Annotated in this window: 20 protein-coding genes, 1 tRNA gene and 1 pseudogene; 9 read left to right on the top strand and 13 right to left on the bottom strand. The window is 61.8% G+C overall.

The features are described from left to right. The first annotated feature begins 243 nt into the window (after nt 1-243). From JET17_RS08395 to JET17_RS08385, 3 genes are all read left to right on the top strand, one after another. Complete coding sequence (locus tag JET17_RS08395) at nt 244-762, top strand: hypothetical protein (RefSeq protein ID WP_042111287.1); 519 nt, start codon at nt 244-246, stop codon at nt 760-762. A gap of 377 nt (nt 763-1139) precedes the next feature. Then, nucleotides 1140-2030, top strand: a complete 891-nt coding sequence (locus tag JET17_RS08390) for a sensor histidine kinase (RefSeq protein WP_012313551.1) — start codon at nt 1140-1142, stop codon at nt 2028-2030. Next, nucleotides 2027-2686 (top strand): response regulator, encoded by a 660-nt coding sequence (locus tag JET17_RS08385; RefSeq protein WP_012313550.1) that lies wholly within the window; start codon nt 2027-2029, stop codon nt 2684-2686. The genes JET17_RS08390 and JET17_RS08385 overlap by 4 nt, the downstream gene beginning before the upstream one ends. Here the strand turns inward: JET17_RS08385 and yegS are convergent. Beyond that, the gene (yegS, locus tag JET17_RS08380) at nt 2670-3551 is read right to left on the bottom strand and encodes a lipid kinase YegS (RefSeq protein WP_012313549.1); all 882 of its coding nucleotides are present in this window, start codon (nt 3549-3551) and stop codon (nt 2670-2672) included. The genes JET17_RS08385 and yegS overlap by 17 nt on opposite strands. Before the next feature lie 458 nt (nt 3552-4009). Between yegS and JET17_RS08375 the strand changes: the two genes are divergently transcribed. Further along, on the top strand, nt 4010-5257 hold the full coding sequence (locus JET17_RS08375; protein ID WP_012313548.1) for a glycosyltransferase family 4 protein: 1248 nt from the start codon (nt 4010-4012) through the stop codon (nt 5255-5257). Here the strand turns inward: JET17_RS08375 and glp are convergent. Both glp and moaB read right to left on the bottom strand, forming a co-directional pair. Next, nucleotides 5246-6433, bottom strand: coding sequence for a gephyrin-like molybdotransferase Glp (gene glp / locus JET17_RS08370; RefSeq protein ID WP_190273333.1), 1188 nt, complete (start codon nt 6431-6433; stop codon nt 5246-5248). The two genes, JET17_RS08375 and glp, sit on opposite strands and share 12 nt — an antisense overlap. Before the next feature lie 22 nt (nt 6434-6455). Further along, nucleotides 6456-6995 carry a molybdenum cofactor biosynthesis protein B gene (gene moaB, locus JET17_RS08365; RefSeq protein WP_012313546.1) on the bottom strand — a complete coding sequence of 180 codons (540 nt, stop codon included), beginning with the start codon at nt 6993-6995 and terminating at the stop codon, nt 6456-6458. Between the two features lie 177 nt (nt 6996-7172). On the opposite strand from moaB, the gene JET17_RS08360 reads away from it, so the two are divergent. Both JET17_RS08360 and JET17_RS08355 read left to right on the top strand, forming a co-directional pair. Further along, nucleotides 7173-7394, top strand: a complete 222-nt coding sequence (locus JET17_RS08360; RefSeq protein ID WP_012313545.1) for a YgdI/YgdR family lipoprotein — start codon at nt 7173-7175, stop codon at nt 7392-7394. 82 nt (nt 7395-7476) lie between these two features. Continuing rightward, a tRNA-Pro gene (locus JET17_RS08355) sits at nt 7477-7553 on the top strand. Nucleotides 7554-7606: 53 nt separating this feature from the next. Here JET17_RS08355 and JET17_RS27730 read toward each other — a convergent pair. From JET17_RS27730 to JET17_RS08345, 3 genes and pseudogenes are all read right to left on the bottom strand, one after another. After that, nucleotides 7607-8320, bottom strand: coding sequence for a methyl-accepting chemotaxis protein (locus JET17_RS27730; RefSeq protein WP_420094548.1), 714 nt, complete (start codon nt 8318-8320; stop codon nt 7607-7609). A gap of 171 nt (nt 8321-8491) precedes the next feature. After that, a pseudogene (locus tag JET17_RS27725) lies at nt 8492-8650 on the bottom strand (HAMP domain-containing protein); the annotation flags it as partial. 763 nt (nt 8651-9413) lie between these two features. Beyond that, nucleotides 9414-11177: an ABC transporter transmembrane domain-containing protein gene (locus JET17_RS08345; protein ID WP_042111282.1), complete on the bottom strand. Its 1764-nt coding sequence runs from the start codon at nt 11175-11177 to the stop codon at nt 9414-9416. A 203-nt stretch (nt 11178-11380) separates the two neighbouring features. Here JET17_RS08345 and JET17_RS08340 point away from each other — a divergent pair, with 203 nt between their 5' ends. After that, on the top strand, nt 11381-11554 hold the full coding sequence (locus tag JET17_RS08340; RefSeq protein ID WP_012313542.1) for a PA1571 family protein: 174 nt from the start codon (nt 11381-11383) through the stop codon (nt 11552-11554). A gap of 69 nt (nt 11555-11623) precedes the next feature. On the opposite strand, the gene pdxB is transcribed toward JET17_RS08340, so the two are convergent. The 3 genes from pdxB to rlmM all read right to left on the bottom strand — a co-directional run bounded on the left by pdxB (nt 11624) and on the right by rlmM (nt 14996). After that, nucleotides 11624-12766: a 4-phosphoerythronate dehydrogenase PdxB gene (gene pdxB / locus JET17_RS08335; RefSeq protein WP_012313541.1), complete on the bottom strand. Its 1143-nt coding sequence runs from the start codon at nt 12764-12766 to the stop codon at nt 11624-11626. Nucleotides 12767-12826: 60 nt separating this feature from the next. Continuing rightward, on the bottom strand, nt 12827-13069 hold the full coding sequence (tusA, locus tag JET17_RS08330; RefSeq protein ID WP_012313540.1) for a sulfurtransferase TusA: 243 nt from the start codon (nt 13067-13069) through the stop codon (nt 12827-12829). An 859-nt stretch (nt 13070-13928) separates the two neighbouring features. Next, complete coding sequence (rlmM, locus tag JET17_RS08325) at nt 13929-14996, bottom strand: 23S rRNA (cytidine(2498)-2'-O)-methyltransferase RlmM (RefSeq protein WP_012313539.1); 1068 nt, start codon at nt 14994-14996, stop codon at nt 13929-13931. Nucleotides 14997-15219: 223 nt separating this feature from the next. On the opposite strand from rlmM, the gene acnA reads away from it, so the two are divergent. Both acnA and JET17_RS08315 read left to right on the top strand, forming a co-directional pair. After that, nucleotides 15220-17961 carry an aconitate hydratase AcnA gene (gene acnA / locus JET17_RS08320; protein WP_012313538.1) on the top strand — a complete coding sequence of 914 codons (2742 nt, stop codon included), beginning with the start codon at nt 15220-15222 and terminating at the stop codon, nt 17959-17961. 260 nt (nt 17962-18221) lie between these two features. After that, nucleotides 18222-19787, top strand: coding sequence for a methyl-accepting chemotaxis protein (locus JET17_RS08315; protein ID WP_012313537.1), 1566 nt, complete (start codon nt 18222-18224; stop codon nt 19785-19787). 40 nt (nt 19788-19827) lie between these two features. Here JET17_RS08315 and JET17_RS08310 read toward each other — a convergent pair whose 3' ends face one another. The 4 genes from JET17_RS08310 to JET17_RS08295 form a co-directional block, all read right to left on the bottom strand. Further along, complete coding sequence (locus JET17_RS08310; RefSeq protein WP_012313536.1) at nt 19828-20712, bottom strand: pseudouridine synthase; 885 nt, start codon at nt 20710-20712, stop codon at nt 19828-19830. Between the two features lie 51 nt (nt 20713-20763). Then, entirely contained in the window at nt 20764-21072 is a 309-nt protein-coding gene (locus tag JET17_RS08305) for a hypothetical protein (protein ID WP_012313535.1), read from the bottom strand. 71 nt (nt 21073-21143) lie between these two features. Then, entirely contained in the window at nt 21144-21575 is a 432-nt protein-coding gene (locus tag JET17_RS08300) for a D-Ala-D-Ala carboxypeptidase family metallohydrolase (RefSeq protein ID WP_012313534.1), read from the bottom strand. A 104-nt stretch (nt 21576-21679) separates the two neighbouring features. After that, entirely contained in the window at nt 21680-21919 is a 240-nt protein-coding gene (locus JET17_RS08295) for a glutaredoxin family protein (protein WP_012313533.1), read from the bottom strand. Nucleotides 21920-21954: the final 35 nt, after the last annotated feature.

The raw sequence follows: 21954 nt of genomic DNA, 5'->3' as shown, positions 1-21954 counted from the left end.
GATATCACATTAACATCATGCTTTACTGCAGCCAGCCTTGGATCCATTCCTTAGACAAGCTATCCACCCCTAGAGCAACATCAGGGAAACCCTTAGCGTCAACCGGGTACAACCTGATGTTCGCGCTATCCTTTAGCCATTAATGTGACGCCATTCTCACTGCATGAATGGAGTCAGGCTTTTGCTAGCGAACGACACGGCTTGGCCATCCCCCGCTCCCGCGTTGCGGGCCGGGACCTCATGATGGACAGTTCAGCTTTCGACAGCAGCGCTCTGCAGGACTTTCTGCTGGATGCGCAAGTGTTGCTGACCCAGTCCCAGGAGTGCCTGCAGCACCTGGAACTGATCGCCAATGACCCCGACGCCTGCCATTGCCTCATCAACACCCTCGATACTCTTGCCCGGCGCGCCAGCGGCCTGGGCCTGCTTGAAGTCGCCAACTACGCCTCTGCCTTGCAGCAACTGCTCGCTCCGGCCTGCATGCAGCTGCACCTGCACAATCAAGCCTTGCCTGCATTGGCGGCCTGCCTGACCCTGCTGGCCTGGCAACTGGAGCTTGTCGATGCGCACACAGGGCGACTCGCCCTTGATGCCAGTGAACAAACCACCTTGCTGGCCGAACTGGCGAACGCACTGGACCAGCCATTGCCGCAAACGTGTGCGCCTTGCCAGGAAACGCGCAGCGATTGTGCTGACACGCACCAGGCCGGCCTCATGGCCAATCGCCCAACTTGCTCAAACAAACGCACTAGCAGTCATTGACAACCTGCAACTAAGGTGACGCTGTAATACCGAATCAGGATCCAACTTGTGAACGGCTGAAAGTTGCTACACCCTGCAATACCGGACTTCGCGCAAGTTGATCTGAGCAGGCCATCCAGGCCAATCAATGGTGGCTATTTGCTGCTCGAATCAGGCATTGCCTCCCCTTGATCGCCCCGCAAACCTTGAGGTTTCAAAGCATTACCCACTCGCGACCAAACAGGCCTGAAGTGATACCATGCACACTAACAAGTACCGGTCACCCGTATATGGATCGCCTCAACGCGCACTTGGCGATTATTGAAAGCACTACGCCAAAGCCTCCGGCAAGACATGCGCAAGGCCTCCATCAGCAAGGTTTCAGTGGCTTCCCATCTATGCTCCCACGCTTGAAGAATGCTCTGCGTTGCCGCTCCCTCCCCACTGTGCTGCGCTGGGCGACCGCATTACTGTGCGTGGCGTCACTTTTTGCCAACCTGCTGCTGTTCACTGGCGGGCATGCCATACCGGCCAGCCTGATGCTGTTACAGCTGATGGCAATGTTCGGGGTCGGCTGGCACCTGAGCCAGGGTGCCAGGTCTATAAGCTTGCGCCCGGCAGAACTGGCCGATCGCATGCTCAAAGTCCAGGAAAGCGAACGCCAGCACCTGAGCCGTGAACTGCATGACGACATAGGCCAACTGCTGACCGCTGCCAAATTGCAGCTGGAGTGGTTGCAGCGGCGGCTGCCAAGCGATGTGCAGGCCCAATGCGGCACCCTGTGCAGCACACTCGATGACACTCTGAGCAAGGTGCGTGATGTCTCTGCACTCCTCAATCCACGGCAGTTGGCAAGTCTTGGCTTGGAAGCCAGCTTGCGTGCACATCTGGTGCGCACGCTAGGAAGCACCGACATGCATTGGAGCCTGGAGTGTCATCAAAGGCTGGGTGGCATTTGCGAGGAGGTGACCATGGCTGCTTTTCGCATCGCGCAAGAAGCGGTCACCAACATATTGCGCCATGCCAAGGCGCGCAACCTGACCATCCGCCTGCAGCGCAGCCCCGCCGGCCTGACCTTGTCGATAGAGGACGATGGCCAGGGCTTCATCCCCGCCGCCAATCCGGCTGAGGCAGGCCAGCGCGGGATGGCCGGCATGCAGGAGCGTGCCACAGCGCTCCAGGGCACACTGAAAATTACCAGCCAGCTGGGCCTCGGTACCCGGATCGAGGTCTTGTTCCCATGGACACCACGTACCCATGAACGCGCCAGGACACCTGCTATCCGATGACCTGTAGACTGCTGCTGGTCGATGACCACTCGCTGATTCGAGCCGGGGTACGTGCTCTGGTGTCTGACATACCAGGCTACACCGTGGTCGGGGAAGCCGACGATGGCGGCCAACTGCTAGAGCAAGCCCAGCAGCTGGCGCCGGACATCATACTGCTCGACATTTCCATGCGCTCGACCAGCGGCCTTGATGCCCTCACCCTGCTGCGCGCCTCTGGCAGTACCTGCAAAGTACTGATCCTGTCCATGCACACCGACCCGGACCTGATCATGCGCGCCCTGGAAAGCGGCGCCCACGGCTACCTGCTCAAAGATGCCACCGCAAAGGAGCTGGAGCAGGCACTGGCCGCGCTACGCAGTGGCGAGCGCTACCTCAGCCCAGCCATAGCCCACACGGTGATCAACCAGGCACTCATGCGTGCGCAGCATGGCAAGCAGGCAAACATCGACCGCCATAACCTAACTGCACGGCAACTGGAAATTCTGCGCCTGATCGTACGGGGCAAATCCACTCGCGAAATCGCTGCCGGGCTTGCCCTTTCGATCAAAACGGTGGAAACCCATCGCTCGCAGATCATGAAACGCCTGCAGATCTACGATGTCGCCGGCCTGGTACTGTTCGCCGTGCGCGAGAAAATCATCAGCCTGGATGACTGAGCAGCGGCGAATTTGGCGGCAGGTGCAGGCGCAGCGCCGCAGGCAGGGCCTCGAAGCGCAGGCTGTCAGCCTGTAACGGCTCACCATCGAGGTTGATGTCCAGGCCTTGGGAGCTCTTGATCTCGACCCAGGGCAAGCGCGCCCGAACGAACAGCCCTTCGCCGGCCAGCAGTTCACGCAGCGCCCCCACCACTTCTTGCGGTGCCGGCAGGATAGCGATGTCGAGCAGGCCGTCATCCACCAGGGCATCGGCGCACAAAACCTGGCCGCCACCTGCCTGGCGGCCGTTGCCGATGCCTAGCGCCAGCAAGTCACCCTGCCAGTGAAAGTCCGGGCCTGTCAGCTCCACCGACGCGGCCTGCAACTCACTGAAGCGCGACAGCCCGGTGAACAGGTAAGCCGCTGCGCCCAGCACCTTCTTCAGGTCCTCGGAGGTGTTGGCCGTGACCTGACTGCCGAATCCGCCCGTGGCCATGTTCAGAAACATCTGGTCGCCAACCTTGCCCAGGTCGATTGGCCGGGCCGGCATATCCAGCAGCGCCAGTGCCTCAGCCGGCTGCAATGACACGCCAGCAGCCTTGGCGAAATCATTGGCGGTGCCCAAAGGCAGCAATGCCAGGCTGGCCTGCGTTTGTGCCTGCCCCATGGCTTCGGCCACATCGCGCAAAGTACCGTCGCCGCCTCCTGCGACCACATGGGTGTAGCCAGCCGCCAGCGCCTCGGCAACCAGCCGCTGGGCATCACCCGCTTCCCAGGTCACCCGCACGTCCAGCGTCCAGCCCCGCTCACGCTGGGCGAGTACGGCCTCGCGCACATCTTCGTTCATCGCCTGCTTGCCGTGCAGGATCACCATTGCCTTACCCATCACGCTTCTCCCAAGGGACCGCTCATTGCAGATCTCGACCACAGGCGTCGGCAGATTGCTGCATGCACTAGCTGACCAGGCGCCAACGCCAGACAAGTATTTGAACAAAAACCAGTCAGGCCCACATCAACAGGATTGAAAGCTTCGGCCATCAGGCGCATGATCGACAAATATTTGGCCAACACTGGCATGAAATAATAAAAAAGTCGGTTTTTTGACTTTTTTGCCGCCGGAACGCTGGCAGCTCACAAGTTGCCCCCTTAGCGCTACGTGCAGCGCCGAGTTGAGATTGTGAAATGAGCGTACTGATCCCCTGCATGATCGACAGAAACGAATACCTGAGCGAAGACGATAGCGTGGGCTTTACTGAAATGTATGGACGCGTCCCGGTTGCAGCCATCGGCTGACTGCCAACGGGCGCGTTTTTTGTCTGCAGCCTTTAGCGAGGATTGTGGTTCATGCGCATACTCTGGACGCTGCCCTACCTGCCCTGGCCAACCACCAGCGGCAGCAAGACCCGGCAATACCATCTGCTGCGCGCCCTTGCGCAGCACGGGCACCGGATCACCTTGCTGGTGCAGTCAAAAGTCCCGCTCAACGATGCCACCCGCGAAGCGCTGGAGCCACTGGTCGAACGGCTGATCGTACTTCCACGCCGAGCACTGCACAGCCCGCTCAACCTGCTGGCCTCACCGATCATCGACTACCCCATGCGGGCAATCATCAATGGCTTGGCGCCCTGCCTGCGCCACCGTTTCGAGCAGTTGCTGGACGAGCCCTGGGACGTCATCCAGATAGAGCACAGTTACGGCTTCCAACCTTTTGAAAAAGCCCTGCAGGCCCGCGCACTACCCTACATGCTCAGCGAACACACACTCGAATCGGTGATGGGCGCTGCCTGCCATGACCGCTTGCCGCTTTGGCTACGCCCGCTCAACGCGTTCGACCGCTGGCGCTATCGTCGCTGGGAGCAACGCGTACTTTGCCAGCCCACCGAAGTGGTGGCAGTGAGCGCCCATGATGCCGAACTGATCAGCCAGATCAGCGGGCGCCCAGTGAACGTAGTGGTCAACGGTGTGGATTGCGAGTATTACAAACAGGTATGTCCCGCACTGCACAGTCAGCGACTTCTGTTCGTTGGCAACTTCGAATACGGTGCGAACCTTGAGGCCATCGAATGGGCGCTGGAAGAAATACTGCCGCAGGTGTGGATGAGCAACCCTGCGGTGCGCCTGGCCATAGCCGGGCATGCCATGCCGGCCTCATGGAAGCTGCACTGGAATGATCCACGTATCGAATGGCTAGGTTATCGCCCTGACCTTCGCGAACTGCAGCGGCGCTCGGCGTTGTTCTTCGCCCCCCTGCGCTACGCCGGCGGCTCCAAAGTCAAGATTCTCGAAGCCATGGCTGCCGGGCTGCCGGTGATCACCACCAGCAAGGGCGTTTCAGGCCTTGCCGTGGACAACGGCGAGCATTACCTGGGCAGCGATGACGGTGACCAGTTGGCACTGCTGATTACCCAATTGCTCAACCAACCCTGGCGCATGCGCCAACTGAGCGAAGCCGGCCGCCAGTTTGCCCGGCACCGTCATGACTGGAGCGTGGCGGCGCAGCAACTGGAGAACGTACACATGCGCCTGACGCAGTCAGCGCCTGCCACCGCCCCGCAACCTATAGATCCCTGGCTAGGGCGATCAACCAAGTAGTTCGCTCAACGGTATGAACTGTACGCTGTCACCCTGCTGCAGCGTACTGCCTTCGCGAACCTCCACCAAGCCCTCAGCCCAGGCGGCGCTGCGCAGCACGCCAGAGCTCTGGTTCTTGTAGATGCGCACCCGGCCGTTGTCGATACGCGCCCGCAGGTATTCGCGCCGGGTTCCGGCCTTGGGCCAATCGAAACCGGCAGGCACATCGAAACGTAGCGGAGTGACATCGGCCACCCCTTGACGGCGAAGCAAGTACGGGCGCGTGAGCAGGCTGAAAGTGACCAGGGTCGACGCCGGATTGCCTGGCAGCCCGATCACCGGCACACCTTGAAAATGACCGAACGTCAGCGGCTTGCCCGGTTTGATCGCCAGCTTCCACAGGGCCAACTCGCCCGCCTCACGCAGCGCCGCGCCCAGGTAATCGGCCTCGCCCACGGAAACACCGCCGGTGGACAGGATCAGGTCGACATCACCCAGGCTGGCCAGGCACTGGCGAGTCCGCACCAGGTCATCAGGCAGGATGCCCATGTCGCGCACTTCACAGCCCAGGCGTTGCAACCAGCTGACCAGCAGGCGGCGGTTGCTGTTGTAGATCTGCCCTGGGCCCAGTGGCAAACCTGGCTCGACCAGCTCGTCGCCGGTAGACAACACTGCCACCCGTACCCGACGCACCACCTGCAGTTGAGCATGGCCCAGGGTTGCGGCCAACCCCAGCTCGATTGGGCCCAGGCGCGTTCCTGCGACCATCACCTGTTCGCCCTGACGTGTTTCCTGGCCTTGGGGGCGGACATTCTGCTCAGGCCTCATCAGCTCGAGGAAACGCACCCGCCCATCCTCCAGCACCTCGGTGTTTTCCTGCATCTCGACGCAGTCGGCACCGGCCGGCAGCGGGGCACCGGTGAAGATCCGCGCGCATGTGCCGGCCTGCAACGGCTCGGGCGCGTGCCCAGCAAAAATGCGCTGGCTGACGTACAACGGCTGGCCTTGGTAATCGGCCAGGCGCAGTGCGTAGCCATCCATGGCACTGTTGGGCCAGGGCGGCAGGTCGAGCGAGGCAACCAGGTCGGTCGCCAGCACCCGGCCCTCGGCCTCCGCCAGCAAGACGGTTTCGGTGTCCTTGATCGGCGCGGCTTCGGCCAAGGCCAGCAGGCGCTCCAGCGCTTCTTCCACCGGCATCAATGGCCGGGCCTGCGGCGCCTCAGCCACGGCTTTCACAGGCCCCTGCCTGCTTCAGGTGTGCAACGAAATTGCACGGGCGATGGCGGGCATCGAGCTGCTCGGCAAGGATGCCGTCCCAGCCAGTGCGTACGGCATTGGTGGAGCCCGGCAGGCAGCATACCAGCGTGCCGTTGGCCAGGCCGGCCAAAGCGCGCGACTGAACGGTGGACGTGCCGATGTCGGCAACGGAGATCTGCCGGAACAGCTCGCCGAAGCCTTCCACCTGCTTGTCCAGCAGGCAGGCCACAGCCTCAGGCGTGCTGTCGCGCCCCGTGAAGCCGGTGCCACCGGTGATCAGCACGACCTGCACGCGGTCATCGGCGATCCAGGTGGCCACCTGGGCGCGGATCTTGTAGAGATCGTCCTTGAGCAGCTTACGCTCAGCCAGCTGGTGGCCCGCCGCAGTCAGGCGGTCGACGAACATCTGCCCGGAGGTATCGGTTTCAAAGGTTCGGGTATCGCTTACCGTCAGCACGGCAATATTCAGGGCCACGAAGGGGGTATCTGCCTTGGCTTTCATGAGTGTCCATCGCAGGGGGGAAGGGATGGCCGCATTTATATCACAGGCTGCCCTGCGGCAACCTTGACAGACCCAGGTCAATACCCAGGGATTGGCGCTATGCTGCACTGTAAAAGGAACTTGCGCAGACGCCTTGCGTCTTAACGTCATCTAGCACCATCGCACTGGAGAAACACGATGATTAAACGGACCCTTCCCGCCTTTATGCTCGCCCTGGGCCTGGGCGCCCTCGCTGGCTGTGCCTCGCCGACCGTGATCACCCTGAACGACGGCCGTGAGATCCAGGCTGTGGACACTCCGTCCTTTGATGAGGACTCTGGCTTCTACGAGTTCGAGCAACTTGACGGCAAGCGTACGCGCCTGAACAAAGACCAGGTTCGTACCGTCAAGGAGCTCTGATCGAGCGCCCTGTTTTGAGCCTAAGCCCTTTTAACAACAAGGGCTTGCGTTCAAAAAAACCATGCAGTAGGATTTCGTTCATCGGAGTGTAGCGCAGCCAGGTAGCGCGTCTCGTTCGGGACGAGAAGGCCGCAGGTTCGAATCCTGTCTCTCCGACCAAATCCTTCAAAAAGCCCGCCATTGTGCGGGCTTTTTGTCATTCGTGATAAGCACTACGCGGTAAGCCGCGAAGTGACCTCACCCAACTGCCCCGACAGCCCATGCAGGCGCTGGCCCGCCTGCTCGGTGTGCTGCACCGCCTGCTGGTTGGCCGTGGCGATGCGGGTAATCTCGATCAGGTTGCGCGAAATATCCTCGGCCACGCTGGTCTGCTCTTCAGCTGCCGTGGCGATCTGCCGGTTCATGTCACGGATGGCCTCAACTGCCGTGGTGATGCGCTGCAGCATCTGCCCAGCCTGCTGCACCTGCTCGGCCCCCTCCTCGCTGCGCTGCTGCCCGCTTTCGATGGCCTTGACCGCCTCAACCGCGCCAGACTGTACGGCCTCGATGATCTGATGGATTTCGGCGATCGACGCCGCCGTGCGCTGAGCCAGGCTACGCACCTCGTCGGCGACCACCGCAAAGCCGCGCCCGGCCTCACCCGCACGTGCCGCCTCGATGGCCGCATTGAGCGCCAGCAGGTTAGTCTGCTCGGCGATACCGCGGATCACTTCCAGCACCTTGCCGATGCGCGAACTGTCATTCTCAAGATCGCGGATTACCGCCGCAGTACCTGCGATCTCCCGGTTGACCACGCCGATGATGTCGATGGTCCGCTGCATGACCTGCTCGCCAGCCTGGGCACTGTGGTCGGCTTCATCGGCCGCACGTGCGGCTTCGGCGGCGTGACGGGCAACCTCCTGGGCAGTGGCGGACATCTCGTGCATCGCCGTGGCCACCTGATCGGTACGCTGGAACTGGTCATGGGTACCGCGCGCCATGTCACCGGCGATGCTGCGCAGTTGGCCACTGGCGCCTTCCAACTCTTGGGCATTGTCCTTAAGGCGGCCAACGGTTTCGGCAAGGAAATCACGCAAGGTATTGGCCGCACGCGCAAGGCGGCCCAGTTCATCCTCGCGACGGCTGTCGACCCGGGCGCCAAAGCGGCCCTGGCTCAATTGCGCTACGTACTCGATCAACTGGCTGATCGGCTCGATCAGGCTGCGGTTGACCCGCCACAGGCTGAGCAAACCGACCAGCAGTGCCGAACCGAGCATCACCAGCATACCCAGCCATACCGTGCGCTCGGCACTGACATTGATGCTGGCGGCGCGCTCACGGGCGTCGGCGCGCAATTGCTCGACCAACGCGCTCATCTGCTCGCTGGCAGCACGGTCGACACCTTTGACCGCCAGATCGCCAGCGACCGGGTCACCACCTGCGGCCAGAAACGCCTGGCGCCCCTGCGCGTAGGCCACACCCAATTGCCGATGGCTGTCACGCAGTTGCTGCAAAGGCTCCTTGAGCTTCTGATCACTGCTGTCGATCAGTTGCCCAAGCAACTGCTGAACCTGCTGCTCACGGGCCTGGAACTGCTGCCAGTATTTCTCCAGCTCGGCCGGCTGACGGCCGCGCAGCAGCACGTTCTTCCACTCCTGCACCTGGATCTTGAACTGCAGGTTGGCTTCATCGATCGATTGCGAGGCCTGCAGCGGTCCATCGACCAACGTGGCATAGCTGCGCACACTGGAGGACAGAAACTGGAAGCACACCAAAGCAATCAGCAGCATCGCCGCCAGGCTACCGCCAAGCAGGGTAAGAATTTGTACTCTGAGGGATTTACGCAACATCGCAGATCTCGGGAACAAGGAATGAGGAAACAGCGTGCCGCTGGCAGCGCCGCCACAGACATCCATGTCCTCGTTCGCAGGCCAAAAAAAAGCTGCCATCAATCGATAGCAGCCAGGTCGAGCACTTACGCAACAGTTGAAGGGATAGTCTCAAGCAATTGCTACAAAAATGTTACAAGCCTTCGATGCGTCAACCTGCGTTGAACTGCAGCGAGGCCAGCCTGGCGTACAGCGGGCTCTTTTCGATCAGTTCACGGTGGGTCCCCACTGCCACCAGGCGACCCTTGTCGATGACCGCGATGCGATCAGCATGCTGCACTGTGGCCAAGCGATGGGCGATGACCAGCGTAGTGCGGCCCGCCATCAGGCTCGCAAGCGCCTGCTGGATCAAGTGCTCGCTCTGCGCATCGAGGGCGCTGGTGGCTTCGTCGAGCAGCAGGATCGGCGCATCCACCAGCAACGCCCGCGCAATCGCCAGACGCTGCCGCTGCCCGCCCGACAGGCCAATACCACCCTCGCCCAGCAGTGTCTGGTAACCCTGCGGCAGTTGCCGGATGAACTCATCGGCATGTGCGCCACGCGCGGCCGCCTCAACCTCGGCCAAGCTGGCCTCCGGGTGCCCATAGCGGATGTTGGCCTCGACCGTACCGCGAAACAGCGAGGGGTTCTGCGCCACCAGTGCGAACTGGCGGCGTAGTTCGCCCAACGCCAGGCTGGTGATTGGCTGATTATCCAGAAGGATGCCCCCCTCCTGGGGGTCGTAGAAGCGCAACAGCAAGTCGAACAATGTCGATTTGCCCGCGCCGGATGGCCCCACCAGCGCCACGGTCTGGCCTGGCTCGATGACCAGGTTCAGGTTGTCGATGGCGGCAACCGATGGCCTGGAAGGGTAAGCAAATACCAGGTTCTTCAGCTCGATACGCCCACCAGCGCGCTGCCGATCCAGCACAAACGGCTGCTCGGTCTCTAGAATGCTGCTGCGCGCTGCCAGCAGTTCGGCGATACGCTCGGCTGCACCGGCGGCGCGCTGCAGTTCGCCGATGACTTCGCTCAGAGTACCGAAGGCACTACCGACGATCAGGCTGTAGAACACGAAGGCTGCCAATTCGCCTGCGGAGATGCGCCCGGCGATTACATCCATGCCGCCGACCCACAACATCACCCCCACCGCGCCCAGCACCAGCACGATGACCAGGGTGATCAACCAGGCCCGTTGTGCGATCCGCTGGCGCGCCACGGCGAAGGCCGCCTCGACCGTTCCAGCGAACAACTGGCGGTCGAGTGCCTGGTGGTTGTAGGCCTGCACGGTCTTGATCTGCCCCAGCGTCTCGGCCACATAGCTGCCCACATCCGCCACACGGTCCTGGCTCTGCCGCGACAGGCTGCGCACGCGCCGGCCAAACAGCAGGATCGGCGCGAGCACCAGCGGCAGGGCCACCACGACGATACTGGTGAGTTTGGGGTTGGTGATGAAAAGCAGCACAACGCCGCCGATCACCATCAGGGCGTTGCGCAGGAACATCGACAGTGACGAGCCGATGACCGCCTGCAGCAATGTGGTATCGGCGGTCAGTCGGGACTGGATTTCCGAGCTGCGGTTGTCTTCGAAAAAGCCAGGGTGCAGGCCTACAAGGTGATCGAACACGGCGCGGCGAATATCGGCCACGCAGCGCTCACCGATCCAGGAAACCAGATAGAAGCGGCTGAATGTCCCTGCCGCCAACGCCAGCACCAACAGCAGGAACAGGCCGATGGTCTGATTGAGCTGTTGCGCCGAACGGGTCATGAACCCCTGGTCCACCAACAGGCGGATGCCTTGACCCATGGACAGGGTAATGCCGGCGGTCACTACCAGAGCCAGCAACGCCAACAGCGCTTGGCGACGGTATGGGCGCATGAAATGCCAGCAGAGAAACAAGGCGCGACGCTGACGTGAAGAAACCGGTTCGAGCATGGCGATGGACCACAATGACAGTGAAACAGCAGCCTACCATTCATCCCGCCTGGCAGTGGCTATAGCCCATCGTTCTAAAACATCTCTGGAGGTTTATCGCACTTTCTGGTGGACTGTAACTGTCGTGACCTCCAAGAGCCGCTGTCACAGGCCAGTCACGGCACAGGTTTACCTTGATATTGGACCTGACGAGGAGAGAGCAGATGAGTTTGCAAAACGGCAGCGACGCCCAGAAGCCCCAGAACACCCCGCAACCGAAGGTCTGCGGCTCAATCATCGATGCCCAAGGCCGTGAAGTACCGATCACCGAGCAAATGATCCAGCAGGCCTGCAAGGACCTCGAGGACAGCCGGGTGAAGAAGGTGCGCAAGGGCTGAGTGAAGAATTGATTGAAACCCGGCGCTGTCGCCGGGTTTTTTATTTGCCCAGGATGTTCTGCCTGCCGGTCAAACGACCACTGCACCCAAGGCATTGACCATCTGCACCAGCTGCGGCGCCTCGCCCCGCAACCGCACCGCTAACCCTTCGATTTCACGGCGTGGCGGATACTGTTTGCGCAACAGGTCGAACGCCGCGCGTTGCTCGGCCGCATCGTCGCTCAGGCTGCGACGGAAATCGGCATCGTCGCGGCGCGGGTCGTACACCGCCCGGCATAACGTCGCCAAGGCCCAGCCAAGGTCCGCTTCGCCATCGAACTCGATCTGCGCCAGTGGCGGTTTGGGCAGCAGATCCTGCAGCTGCACGCGCTCGGCCTCACCCAGGAAGCGGCACAATGCTTGATAGATCTGCGCCGTACCGCGCTGGCGGCCATCCAGGCTGTAGCCGGCGATGTGCGGCGTAGCCAGGGTGCAGAGGTCGGCCAGTTGCAGGTCGACCTGCGGTTCGCCCTCCCATACATCGAGCACAGCGTGCACGTCTTCGCGATCCAACAGCAACTCTCGCAGTGCAAGGTTATCCACCACCGGTCCACGGCTGGCGTTGATCAGCCATGCGCCAGGGCGCAGCTGCGCGAGCTGCGCTTGGCCCAGCAGGTGCCAGGTCGGGTGCTCGCCGCCCTGCTGCAACGGGGTATGCAGGCTGATCACATCGCATTGTTCAAGCACAGTTTGCAGGCTGACGAAATCGCCCCCCTCAGCCGCCTGGCGCAACGGATCGCAGACCAGCACCTTCCAGCCCATGCCGTGCAACACCCGCACCAGCCGGCCACCAACCTCCCCCGCGCCAACCACGCCATAGGTGCGCTGGGGCAGCGCTGCACCGTCCAGGTCGGCCAGGGTCAGCAGGCTGCCCAGCACATAGTCGACAACACCACGGGCGTTGCAGCCCGGCGCGCTGCTCCAGTGGATGCCCGCTTCGGCAAAGTAATCCAGGTCCAGGTGATCGGTGCCGATTGTGCAGGTGCCGACAAAGCGCACTCTGCTGCCTTCTAGCAGTTGCCGGTCGACCTTGGTCACCGAGCGCACCAGCAGCACATCGGCCTCTTTGACGCTGGCGGCGTCCATGCTCCGGCCAGGGTAACGGCGGATCTCGCCGAAACCTTCGAAGAAGGCATCGAGCAGCGGGATATTCTCGTCGGCAACTATCAGCATGGCGCTCTCCTGTCTGGGGAACGCAGTGTAGGTGCTATGCCCGGCACGATCCAGCGTGGATCAGTCGGCTTTCTTGCGAATCCAGTACAGGTAGGTACCGGCCTCTTCCTGCTGCTGCAGCAGTTCATGGCCGAGGAAGTTGCAGAACTTGGGAATGTCGCGCCGGGTCGAGGGATCCGTGGCGATGACCTTGAGCAGGCCGCCGGCGGCCAGGTTGCGCACGTGGGTGTGCAGCATCATCACCGGTTCTGGACAGTTCAGGCCGGTGGCATCAAGAATGGCGTCGGGGGTGAAGTCAGTCATGGGGTGCTCCGCAAATGATCGCTATTGTGGCGCATAGCGTGGCGCGGACCAATAGTCACCTGCACGCCCTGCGCCGCAAGCACAGCTTGCTCTGCCTTTGCCTTTGCCTTTGCCTTTGCCTTTGCTTTTCACTTTTCACTTTTCGCTTTTCGCTTTTCGCTTTTCAGCGCGCGGTAGCTCAATCACCACAGATTGCGACTTCAGGAGGCCGAGCGCAGGTCTTGCGGAGGGAGGTGACGGGCATGGATGCCCGTCAAGCGCTTCGGCCCATGGATGGGCCGTGAGCGCGGTCCTCCCGGGAGCAAGGCCGGAGCGAGGGAACCCCGAAGCGTAGCGTAGGGGCCGGATGATGGGAGCCAGCCTTTTTTGGTTACTTTTTGGGGCGTTTGCCAAAAAGTGACCCGCCGTAAGGGCGGAAAGGTGAGTGAGCGTCGCTACAGCAAATGGATATGCCCGTATGAATGAAAACACCCGCATGAGCTTTGGCTTGCGGCTTGCGGCTTGCGGCTTGCGGCTAGGGGCTAGCGTGAATATCCATTGGCCGTGGCGGCGCTGAATCACCTTTCCGCCCTTACGGCGGGTCCCTTTTTGTCTTGGCAAAAAGGAACCAAAAACCGCCCGCTCCCATCATCCGGCCCCTACGCTACGCTCCGGGGTTCCCTCACTCCGGCCTTGCTCCCGGGAGGACCGCGCTCACGGCCCATCCATGGGCCGAAGCGCTTGACGGGCATCCATGCCCGTCACCTCCCTCCGCAAGACCTGCGTTCGGCCTCCTGAAGTCGCAATCTGCGGCGTCTGAACTATCGCGCGCTTAAAAGCAAAAGCAAAAGCAAAAGCAAGGCAAAAGCAAGGCAACGGCTTACTTTCGCGGTTTCAGGTCCAGCCTGCGCAGATGGCACGTCACTTCCTCGCGGTCGTGATACAGCTGCTTGCAGGCAATCGACACCTTGAGCTTGCGGGCCTTGAAGGTCGCCTCCATGCGGTCCAGCAAGCGACGCACCTCGGCATATCGCTGCTTCATTGGCAATTTCAGATTGACCACCGCCTCCCGGCACAAGCCCTCCCCCAACCACGTCTCGATCAACGAGGTGGTGCGCGCAGGCTTCTCGACGATATCGCAGACCATCCAGTCCACCGGTTGCTTGGGCTGCCAGGTGAAGCCGTCGGCCATCAGGTGCTGGACCAGGCCAGTGTCCATCAAACTCTCGGCCATGGGCCCGTTGTCGATCGCAGTGACCAGCATGCCCCGGCGTACCAGTTGGTAAGTCCAGCCACCCGGCGATGCCCCAAGATCTACCCCGGTCATGTCATCGCCAAGCCGCTGCTCCCACTGCTCGCGCGGAATGAACTGGTGCCACGCCTCTTCAAGCTTCAACGTCGAGCGGCTCGGCGCCTCCCGCGGGAATTTCAAGCGAGGAATTCCCATCGGCCACAGCGCACTGTTGTTCGCCTCGGCAACGCCAACGAATACCCGGCGACCACTGATGAAGGTCAGCAACAGGCGAGGCAGGCTGGCGTTGTCGACCAAGCGACCGGCTTTTTCCAAAGCCTTGCGCAGCGGCACCTCAAACTTGCGACAGAACGTCGACAGCTCCTTGCCGTCGTTGCTGTCGAGCACCTCCAGCCACAGGCTGCCAAACACCGGCAATGCCGCCAGATGCTCGAGCAACACGCTGATCCGGTCGGTCTCAGGCAGTTCGATGTAGCTGCCACGCGCCCACTGGCGCGGGAAGATCAGTTGGGCAAAGCGCAGCTGCGCCATCAACCGTTCGGCACCTTCGGCTTCGGCGCAGACAAACTCGGCGCAGGCGCTCTGCGGCTTGCCTTTGGCATAACCGGCAACCCCCAGGCGGGCAGCGTGTTCGCTGATCTCGGCGCAAACCTCGCCCTCGAACCCGGGCCGGCAATGCATGAACAGGGTATTCATCTCTCACTCCACTACGGCTGGCGCACCACAGGCGCCGGCAGGGCGGCGATGATAAAGGAAGATCGGAACCTGCGACATGCCCCGCCGGTCCAGAATAGGGTCAGGGCAGACAAACCGGTCTAACCTGACTCTTCAGCCAGGTCCGTACCGTGCGGGCCGAAACACCGCGGTGACACCGGCATCATCCAGCCAATGCCGGGCACCGGTGCATAAGGAGTTGGCAATGCCCTCGCTCGATAGCCTGAAAACCCTAAAGACCCTCAAAGTGGCCGATCAGACCTACCACTACTACAGCCTTGCCCAAGCGGCACAGCAGCTCGGAGACCTGCAGCGCCTGCCCATGTCGCTCAAGGTACTGCTGGAAAACCTGCTGCGCTGTGAAGACGGCGAGACAGTCAGCAGCGACGACCTGCGCGCCCTCGCCGGCTGGTTGCAGGAACGCCGCTCCGATCGCGAAATCCAATACCGCCCGGCGCGGGTACTGATGCAGGACTTCACCGGCGTTCCAGCGGTGGTTGACCTGGCGGCCATGCGCGCCGCCATGGCCAAGGCCGGGGGCGACCCGCAGCGGATCAACCCGTTGTCGCCAGTGGACCTTGTGATCGACCACTCGGTGATGGTCGACCGCTATGCCACCCCCCAGGCGTTCGGTGAAAACGTCGACATCGAGATGCAGCGCAACGGTGAACGGTACGCCTTCCTGCGCTGGGGCCAGAGCGCGTTCGACAATTTCCGCGTGGTGCCGCCGGGCACCGGCATCTGCCACCAGGTGAACCTGGAATATCTGGGCCGTACGGTATGGACCCGCGAGGCCGATGGGCGCACCTATGCGTTCCCCGACACCTTGGTCGGCACCGATTCGCACACCACCATGATCAACGGCCTGGGCGTGCTCGGCTGGGGCGTTGGCGGGATCGAAGCGGAAGCTGCCATGCTCGGCCAGCCGGTGTCGATGCTGATCCCGGAAGTGATCGGTTTCAAGCTTACCGGCAAGTTGCGTGAAGGCATCACCGCCACCGACCTCGTACTCACCGTGACACAGATGCTGCGCAAGAAAGGCGTGGTCGGCAAGTTCGTCGAGTTCTACGGTGACGGCCTGGCCGACCTGCCCTTGGCCGACCGCGCCACCATCGCCAACATGGCCCCGGAATACGGCGCGACCTGTGGCTTCTTCCCTGTCGATGAGGTCACCTTGGACTACTTGCGCCTTTCGGGCAGACCGCAGCAGACGGTGCAACTGGTCGAACAGTACTGCAAGGCACAGGGCCTGTGGCGCCTGCCGGGGCAGGAACCGCTGTTCAGCGATACCTTGGCCCTGGACATGGGAGAGGTCGAGGCCAGCCTGGCAGGGCCCAAACGCCCTCAGGACCGCGTGGCGCTCGGCCAGGTCAGTCAGGCATTCGACCACTTCATCGAACTGCAGCCCAAACCACTGGCCAAGGAGGTCGGCCGCCTGGAAAGCGAAGGCGGTGGCGGTGTGGCGGTAGGCAATGCCGATCAGGCCGGGGAGATCGACTACAGCCACCAAGGCCAGACCTACACCCTACGTGACGGCGCCGTTGTCATCGCCGCGATCACCTCCTGCACCAACACGTCAAACCCCAGCGTAATGATGGCGGCCGGCCTTGTCGCGAAGAAAGCCCTGGAAAAGGGTCTGCAACGCAAGCCGTGGGTCAAGAGCTCGCTGGCGCCCGGCTCCAAGGTGGTTACCGATTATTACAATGCCGCCGGGCTCACGCCCTACCTCGATCAACTCGGTTTCGACCTGGTCGGCTACGGCTGTACCACCTGTATCGGCAACTCCGGTCCACTGGACGAGGCCATCGAGAACGCCATCGGCAGCGCCGACCTGACCGTAGCCTCGGTGCTGTCAGGCAACCGCAACTTCGAAGGCCGCGTGCACCCGCTGGTCAAGACCAACTGGCTGGCCTCGCCACCACTGGTAGTGGCATACGCCTTGGCCGGCAGCGTTCGACTGGACCTTACCCGTGATCCGCTGGGCACCGGCAAGGACGGGCAACCGGTGTACCTGCGCGACATCTGGCCCACCCAGCAGGAAATCGCCGACGCCGTGGCCAAGGTCGACACGGCGATGTTTCATAAGGAGTACGCCGAGGTATTCGCCGGTGACGCCCAGTGGCAAGCCATCGAAGTACCGCAAGCGGCCACATACGTATGGCAGGACGACTCCACCTACATTCAGCACCCTCCGTTCTTCGACGGCATCAGCGGACCACTGCCCGTGATCGAGAACATCCAGGGTGCGCGCATTCTCGCCCTGCTTGGCGATTCGGTGACTACCGACCACATTTCCCCGGCCGGCAACATCAAGGCCGACAGCCCGGCCGGGCGCTACCTGCGCGAAAAAGGCGTCGAACCTCACGACTTCAACTCATACGGTTCACGGCGGGGCAACCATGAGGTGATGATGCGTGGCACCTTCGCCAACATCCGCATCCGCAACGAGATGCTCGCCGGTGAAGAAGGCGGCAATACGTTGTACGTACCCACCGGAGAAAAGCTCTCGATCTACGACGCGGCCATGCGCTACCAGGCTGAAGGCACGCCGCTGGTGGTGATCGCCGGCCAGGAATATGGCACCGGCTCCAGCCGCGACTGGGCAGCCAAAGGCACCAACCTGCTGGGGGTCAAGGCGGTACTGGCGGAGAGTTTCGAGCGCATACACCGCTCCAACCTGGTCGGCATGGGCGTACTGCCGTTGCAGTTCAAAGCCGGGCACGATCGCAAGCAACTGGGGCTCACCGGCAAAGAGCGAATCGACATCCTGGGGTTGGCCGGAATTCAGTTGAAGCCCGGCATGAGTCTGCAACTGCGCATCACCCGTGAAGACGGGCAGCAGCAAGACCTAGAGGTACTGTGCCGGATCGATACGGTCAACGAAGTGGAGTACTTCAAAGCCGGCGGGATTTTGCACTATGTGTTGAGGCAGTTGATCGCCAGCTGAAGCCAAGTGACCGGGGCGCAAATGCGCCCCCTTTTTTGCGTCGGAGGCTGGCTCTTGGCCAGCCAATGAGTCATGATTTGACCTGCACGTCATTCCCTGCAATAAACCCGCAATAGTGACGCCATCTTTCGCGAACGTGTCGGGCTGCTAGCGCATTCACAGCCGCCTGCTCCTGCGCCAGATCAACGAAGTTAAATATCCATTCAATAAAAGTACCGGCTTGCCGATATCTGTCGAAAGCCTTGCGGATTACTCAGCCCATGCGTAACAACCAGCCGATCACTCAACGGGAAAGGACTTTCCCTGCCCAACAACGCTTGATCTCGACCACCAATGCCAAGGGTGTGATCACCTATTGCAACGATGCGTTCGTCGAGATCAGCGGCTTCACGCGCGAGGAGCTGATCGGCGCACCGCACAACCTGGTACGCCACCCGGATGTGCCCCCTGCAGTGTTCGCCCACATGTGGCAGACCCTCAAGCAAGGCCAGCCCTGGATGGGCATCGTCAAGAACCGCTGCAAGTCGGGTGACCATTACTGGGTCAACGCCTACGTCACGCCGATCTTCGACAACAACCAGGTGACCGGTTTCGAGTCGGTGCGGGTCAAGCCCACCGCCGAGCAGATCCGCCGCGCCGAAGCACTTTACCAGCGTCTCAACCAGGGCAAGCCCGCCGTTCCGCGCCGTGACAAATGGCTGCCAGTACTTCAAGACTGGCTACCCTTCATCCTGGTCAGCCAGATTGGCTTTTTGATCGGCAACTGGCTCGGGCATTCCTGGGGCTTCGCCCTGGCCGCCGGCCTGTCGGTGCCGCTCGGCCTGCTCGGCCTGGGCTGGCAACAACGCGGCCTCAAACGCCTGCTGCGCCTGGCCGAACAGACCACTTCCGACCCGCTGATCGCGCAGATGTACACCGACAGCCGTGGCGTCCAAGCGCGCCTGGAAATGGCCCTGCTCAGCCAGGATGCGCGCATGAAAACCTGCCTGACCCGCCTGCAGGACAGCGCCGAACACCTCAGCGATCAGGCGCGCCAGTCAGACGTTCTGGCCCACAAGAGCTCTTCGGGGCTGGAGCGCCAACGGGTCGAGACCGAGCAGGTTGCCGCCGCCGTCAACCAGATGGCCGCCACGACCCAGGAAGTGGCCAACCATGTACAGCGCACCGCCGATGCCACACAGGAAGCCAATCGCCTGACCAGCCAGGGCCGGCAGATCGCCGGCGAAACCCGCGACGCCATCGAGCGTCTGTCGGCGGCCGTGGGTGAAACCGGCGAGACCGTGACGCAACTGGCCAAGGACAGCGACGAAATCGGTGGCGTGGTCGATGTGATCAAGGGCATTGCCGACCAAACCAACCTGCTGGCACTGAACGCCGCCATCGAAGCGGCCCGCGCTGGCGAGATGGGCCGTGGCTTTGCCGTGGTGGCCGACGAAGTGCGCCAGCTGGCCCAGCGCACCGCTGAGTCCACAGGGCAGATCCATGGCCTGATTGCCAAGCTGCAACAGACAGCCAACAACGCCGTGCTCACCATGGAATCTGGCCATCGCCAGGCTCAGGAAGGTGTAGAGCGAGTGATGCAGGCTGACCAGGCTTTGGCGGGGATCAGCGATGCGGTGGCCAACATTACCGATATGGCGACACAGATCGCTGCCGCCACTGAAGAGCAGACTGCCGTGGCTGACGAGATCAGCCGCAACATCAGCACGATCGCCGAACTGGCCGACCAGACAGCCGAGCAAGCGCAGCATTCGGCGCTGCTCAGCGAAGCATTGACCACCACCGCCGGTGGCCAGTACTCACTGGTGGAGCGGTTCAACCGCTGACAACACAGCGCCCCTTCGTGACCTTACCCGCGAAGGGGTACTACCAACCGAGGGTCAGACGACTCTCGAAATAGCGCTCCTCCCCCGTCAACGGGTCGGCAAAGCGCAAGCTGTGTGCCAACAGCTTCAATGGCCGCTGGTAATCGTCTTCTACCTTGAGCAACTCAGGATAGAACGGGTCGTTACAGATCGCTGCCCCCAGTGCCGCCATGTGCACCCGCAGTTGATGCGTTTTGCCGGTCACCGGCGAAAGGCCGTAGCGCCATAACTCACCCTGCTTCTCCAGCACCTCGGCCAGGGTTTCGCTATTATCGTCGCCCTGTACCTCATGCATGCGGAAAAACGGCTCGCCATGTACCAGACGGCTTTTATGCACCAGCGGAAAATCACGCTGGGGCAAGGCCGGGGCGATGGCGTGGTAGCGTTTGTCGATGCGACGCTCGGGGAACAGCCTTTGGTACGCGCTGCGGGTTTGCGGGTTGGCCGAGAACAACACCAGCCCTGCGGTATGGCGATCAATGCGGTGCAACGGCACCAGGTGAGGGTTATCCAGGCGCCGGATCAAACGGCGCAGCAAGGTCTGTTCGACATACTCGCCGGTTGGCGTAACCGGCAGAAAATGCGGTTTGTCGGCCACCACCAGATGCTCATCCACATGCAGGATGGCTTCCTCTACCGGGATCGGCCGCTCGTTGGGCACCTCACGAAAGTAGTGCAAACGCATGCCGCGGCGGTAAGGCAGGTCGGCAGCAATCGCCTGGCCTTCGGCGTTGAGCACCCGGCCACGAGCAAAGCGGTCAAGCCATTGCGCACGCTCGATTGCCTTGAAATGATCGCACAGGCAATCAAGTACCGTCGCCCAGTTGCCAGGTGGCAGGCAAACCGTGCTGGCTTGCTGGCGGGCGGGGTCGAAAGGCGTTGTCATGGCGAGACTCGGAACGGGCAGGGTCGGGCATTATCCCCCAACCCCGCCAGCTCAACCAGCCTGGACTGTGGCCTCGCTGCGCGCTTTCAGCCAGCGCAGAACCTGCACGGGCTCCCAGCGACCGGGATCATAGAGCGCATACAGCAAGCCCTGGTAACCCACCACATCCAACCCTCGATGGTAGCCGGCCCGCTGAAACAGAGCCTCGATCTCAGCGAAGCAGGTATTGAAATGAACCTTGCCGAACGGCGTACGGTCATCGGTGACCAGGCCTTCGAGGCGCAGTTCCAGCACGGCGTCACATACCCGCTCCACCGGCATGCGGTTAACGCTGTACTTGAGTTGCTCGACATTGAGCATGGGCTTACCTCGATACTGTATTTATATACAGCATACGAACTTGCATACCCCGCCGTCAATTCATCCCCTCCTCACTGCAAACCTGGCAGGTAGCCTGTGCCCCTGCGGATGGTCAGCACTTCACGACGCGGCACGCCCGGCGTTACCGACAGGTGGACCCAACTGTCGAACTCGAGGATTATCTGGTCGAAACTCACCGCGCTTGCACTCACTTGGCGGACCACTTCTCGATTACTGATGCCGAATATCTCGAAGTCAGCGGCCAACCCGCGCAGGTGCTGGCTACGCGGGGAGCCGCCTATACGCTTGTTCAACGCGGGGGACCGGTAGCCACTGCTGATGATCACCGGCAGACCAAACAAAGCCCGCACCTGCTCAAGGGCGTCACAGAGCAGATGCAGGTTGCTGATGACTTGCTGCGATGGCGTATTGTCCAGCCCTTCCCGAGAGGCGACTTGCGAGACAATCATCTCTTCAAGGGTAAAATTTGGTGTGATGAACATGACTGCATTCTCGACGATGATGAGGTACCGGCGTCTGTCGCCGGCACGGCATCTTCGAGCAACAGCTCAACTCATGCAGGCAGGCGATGCTTCCCCTGCCGCTCTCATTGCTCGAGAAAGGCAACAACCTGTTCAGGATCGAACGGCCAGTGCAGTTCCGCCGAGGTATCGCAACGACGCAGCACGGGAATGATAAGCCCGTAGCGCTCGAACAGCGCCTCGCTCTCGGCGATATCGACCAGCTCGACCAGCAGACCATGATCGACGAAAGGCATGAGAACGGCTTCGGCCACTTCGCACAAGTGGCACCCAACGGTGCCGAAGAGTTGGCATTCAGGCAGCATGGGGGCAGGACCCGGTTTGGCATGGATGAGAAGCC

The organism is Pseudomonas putida, from assembly GCF_016406145.1.
In the GTDB taxonomy this organism is placed as follows: Bacteria; Pseudomonadota; Gammaproteobacteria; order Pseudomonadales; family Pseudomonadaceae; genus Aquipseudomonas; species Aquipseudomonas putida_E.
This window is presented reverse-complemented; position numbering and strand designations above follow the sequence as displayed.

Excerpts from the sequence above, each read along its gene's own strand:
- JET17_RS08395 (WP_042111287.1), top strand. The coding sequence starts at position 244 with ATGGACAGTTCAGCTTTCGACAGCAGCGCTCTGCAGGACTTTCTGCTG.
- JET17_RS08390 (WP_012313551.1), top strand. The coding sequence starts at position 1,140 with ATGCTCCCACGCTTGAAGAATGCTCTGCGTTGCCGCTCCCTCCCCACT.
- JET17_RS08385 (WP_012313550.1), top strand. The coding sequence starts at position 2,027 with ATGACCTGTAGACTGCTGCTGGTCGATGACCACTCGCTGATTCGAGCC.
- yegS (WP_012313549.1), bottom strand. The coding sequence starts at position 3,551 with ATGGGTAAGGCAATGGTGATCCTGCACGGCAAGCAGGCGATGAACGAA.
- JET17_RS08375 (WP_012313548.1), top strand. The coding sequence starts at position 4,010 with ATGCGCATACTCTGGACGCTGCCCTACCTGCCCTGGCCAACCACCAGC.
- glp (WP_190273333.1), bottom strand. The coding sequence starts at position 6,433 with ATGCCGGTGGAAGAAGCGCTGGAGCGCCTGCTGGCCTTGGCCGAAGCC.
- moaB (WP_012313546.1), bottom strand. The coding sequence starts at position 6,995 with ATGAAAGCCAAGGCAGATACCCCCTTCGTGGCCCTGAATATTGCCGTG.
- JET17_RS08360 (WP_012313545.1), top strand. The coding sequence starts at position 7,173 with ATGATTAAACGGACCCTTCCCGCCTTTATGCTCGCCCTGGGCCTGGGC.
- JET17_RS27730 (WP_420094548.1), bottom strand. The coding sequence starts at position 8,320 with ATGCACGAGATGTCCGCCACTGCCCAGGAGGTTGCCCGTCACGCCGCC.
- JET17_RS08345 (WP_042111282.1), bottom strand. The coding sequence starts at position 11,177 with ATGCTCGAACCGGTTTCTTCACGTCAGCGTCGCGCCTTGTTTCTCTGC.
- JET17_RS08340 (WP_012313542.1), top strand. The coding sequence starts at position 11,381 with ATGAGTTTGCAAAACGGCAGCGACGCCCAGAAGCCCCAGAACACCCCG.
- pdxB (WP_012313541.1), bottom strand. The coding sequence starts at position 12,766 with ATGCTGATAGTTGCCGACGAGAATATCCCGCTGCTCGATGCCTTCTTC.
- tusA (WP_012313540.1), bottom strand. The coding sequence starts at position 13,069 with ATGACTGACTTCACCCCCGACGCCATTCTTGATGCCACCGGCCTGAAC.
- rlmM (WP_012313539.1), bottom strand. The coding sequence starts at position 14,996 with ATGAATACCCTGTTCATGCATTGCCGGCCCGGGTTCGAGGGCGAGGTT.
- acnA (WP_012313538.1), top strand. The coding sequence starts at position 15,220 with ATGCCCTCGCTCGATAGCCTGAAAACCCTAAAGACCCTCAAAGTGGCC.
- JET17_RS08315 (WP_012313537.1), top strand. The coding sequence starts at position 18,222 with ATGCGTAACAACCAGCCGATCACTCAACGGGAAAGGACTTTCCCTGCC.
- JET17_RS08310 (WP_012313536.1), bottom strand. The coding sequence starts at position 20,712 with ATGACAACGCCTTTCGACCCCGCCCGCCAGCAAGCCAGCACGGTTTGC.
- JET17_RS08305 (WP_012313535.1), bottom strand. The coding sequence starts at position 21,072 with ATGCTCAATGTCGAGCAACTCAAGTACAGCGTTAACCGCATGCCGGTG.
- JET17_RS08300 (WP_012313534.1), bottom strand. The coding sequence starts at position 21,575 with ATGTTCATCACACCAAATTTTACCCTTGAAGAGATGATTGTCTCGCAA.
- JET17_RS08295 (WP_012313533.1), bottom strand. The coding sequence starts at position 21,919 with ATGCTGCCTGAATGCCAACTCTTCGGCACCGTTGGGTGCCACTTGTGC.